2 protein-coding genes are annotated in these 2,818 nt (G+C 58.7%); both read left to right on the forward strand.

Going from position 1 to position 2,818, the window contains the following annotated elements; genetic code table 11:
• Positions 1-1,464: ABC transporter ATP-binding protein/permease (locus AC0AP0_RS11300; protein ID WP_490430536.1), on the forward strand; the 1,464-nt coding region annotated here is incomplete at its 5' end.
• A 19-nt stretch (positions 1,465-1,483) separates the two neighbouring features.
• Positions 1,484-2,818, forward strand: a 1,335-nt coding sequence (locus AC0AP0_RS11305) for an amino acid ABC transporter ATP-binding/permease protein (protein WP_490430537.1), incomplete at its 3' end; no start/stop codon positions are given.

Raw genomic sequence — 2,818 nt, forward strand, 5'->3', positions numbered from 1 at the left:
TTCATGGTCATCCTGGGCCTGGCAGCCAGGGATCGCTCCAGTCGGCAGTACGCTCAGTTCCGCAAGCTCAACACCAGATTCATGGATACGGTTCTGGGCCTGCCGACCCTGAAGATGCTGGGCATTGACAAGGAGTATGAGGACGAGATCTATTCGGTCTCGGATCGTTTCCGCAAGCGGACCATGAGCGTTATCCGGGTGGCCATGACCTCCACCTTTGCTCTGGACTTCTTTGCTACTTTGGCTATCGCCATCATGGCCGTCTTCCTGGGCAACAACCTGATCAATGCCAAGGTGGAACTGTTCCCAGCCCTCCTGGCCCTGATTCTGGCCCCTGAGTACTTCATGCCCATCCGCCAGTTCGGAGACGACTTCCACGCCACGCTGAATGGCAAGAACGCCTTGGATGACATCGCGGATATGCTGGCCCAGCCAGAGCCCAAGCGTTTGGAGGAACTGGACTGGTCCGGGTGGAAGGAAGACAGCCACTTGCGCCTGGAAGGAATCGACTTCGCTTATCCTGGTCCCAAGCCGGTGGAGAGCAATGCCTCAGCCGGGGCGCAGATGGATGCCATGGCCAAGTCCGAAAGTCAAAAGACCAGCAAGAAGAGCCGCAAGCCCAAGGCATCCAAGGTTCATGACGGTGATGGGAAGCCGTCATCGTTAAAGTCCAGTTCCATGGCATCGCAGGGAACTGGAGTCGAAGCTGTTGCAGATTCACAGATCAATGGATCCGACGTGAGTTCGGAGGAGCAGCCTCTGGCCCTAAGTGGTCTGAACTTCAACCTGCACGGTTTTTCCAAGGTGGCCGTTGTCGGTCGTTCGGGAGCAGGCAAGTCTACGCTGATGGATCTGCTGGCGGGTTTTGACCAGCCCAAGGCAGGCACTATAGACCTGGATGGTCATCAGCTGGAGCACTGCAACGTGGCTGCCTGGCAGCGGCACATCAGCTACATTCCCCAGAACCCATTCATCTTCCACGGCACTGTGGCCGACAACATCCGCTTTTACAACCAAGAGGCGGACGATGCCCAAGTGGCCCGTGCAGCCGATCGGGCTGGACTGACCGACTGGCTGAAAACATTGCCCGAAGGTCTGGGCACCCAAATCGGAGAGGGCAACCGCGGCATCAGCGGCGGTCAGGCCCAACGAATCGCCCTGGCCAGGGGTATCCTGGACCCTTCGCGCGAGATTCTGTTCTTTGACGAGCCCACCGCTCACCTGGACATCGAGACCGAATACGACCTGAAGCAGACCCTGCTGCCCATCATGGATGGACATCTGGTCGTCCTGGCCACCCACCGGCTGCACTGGCTGGCCAATATGGACTGGGTGATCATGTTGGAACATGGACGAATTGTGGCCCAGGGCGATCCGCATGAGCTGATTGGACAGGGCGGTCCCTTGGATGCGCTGATCGATGAGATGGGAGGAAACCAGATTGCCGACTACCAGCAGGACTGAAACCGCCGGAAGAGACGGCATGGGATCGGCGAAGGCCTCCCGCCGCGGCCGCGGTCTGTCGGGCTATATGCATATTTGGCACAAGGATCATTGGTTCTGGCCATACCTTCGTCAAAACAAGGGGCTGCTTGCCCTGATCTTCTTCCTGGGAACCATCACCTTCGTGTGCGCAGCTGGACTCATGTTCACCTCAGGCTTTCTGATCAGCAGGTCGGCTCGTCATCCCTTCAATATCTTCGCCGTATACGTGCCGGTGGTTCTGACCAGGGCCTTCGGTATTGGACGGCCCACATTCAAGTACCTGGAGCGCATCAAGAGCCATGACTGGGTGCTCCGAGTGGTATCCAAGCTGCGGGTTCAGCTCTACCGCACCCTCTCGCAGGACGCGGCCTTCCTGAACGAGCATGAGCGCACTGGTACGGTTCTGGGCATGCTTTCGGACGACCTGGACCATCTGGAGAACTTCTACCTGCGCACCATCTTCCCCACGGTCGTGGCTTATATGATGTGGGTGGTAGTCACCATCGCCGTAGGCGTTTTCTCCTGGCTGACCTCGCTTCTGCTTTTCTTGCTTTTTGCCCTGATCCTGATTCTGGTCCCGCTGGTCTCGCTGGCTTATTCAGACGGGCGTTACGACATGGAGAAGGCACGGCGGCAGGACCAGTACACTGCAGTGACCGAGAGTTACATGGGCTTGGGGGATTGGGTGATCACCCGCCGTCGGCGGCGCTTCGTGGATACAGCGTCTGGCGACTTCAACGACATCGCCGCCGGCCGCAGAGAGCAGAAGCGGTTCGAACGCTGGCGCAACTGTGGCATCCAGATGATTTTCGCCCTCATGGTGGTGGCTTTGATTGTTGGAGCGGATCTGCGTATGACCAGCTCCACCTCGATTGCGGACTTCGCGGCAGCCGTGGTCCTGGCGGTTTTCCCGCTGGTCGACTGCTTCATCGTGGTCTCCCAGGCTGTGGCTGAGGTTCCCCTCTACACAGACTCGCTGGACCATCTGAACGATCTGACCGAGCGTGTCGAGTCTCGGCGAATTGAGCCGAGTGCCCAGACCAAGCTGGAGGGGCCGATCAAGTCAATCGTCTTCGACCACGTCAGCTTCTCCTATGGTCCTGATGACCCGCTGCTGCTGGACGACTTCAGCCTGAGGATTGAAGGTGGGCAGCGGGTGGCCCTGCTCGGTCCCAGCGGCGAAGGCAAGACGACTGTCCTTCAGCTGCTCTTAGGCGACCTGCGCCCAACCAGTGGCCGCATCCTGATCAATGGAGTACCGGTCGATGCCTTGCAGGATCAGCGTCCTGAGCTTTTCGGCTACCTGAACCAACAGGCATTCCTCTTCAACACC

The organism is Bifidobacterium sp. POST2/T3 (B1) (assembly GCF_058197115.1).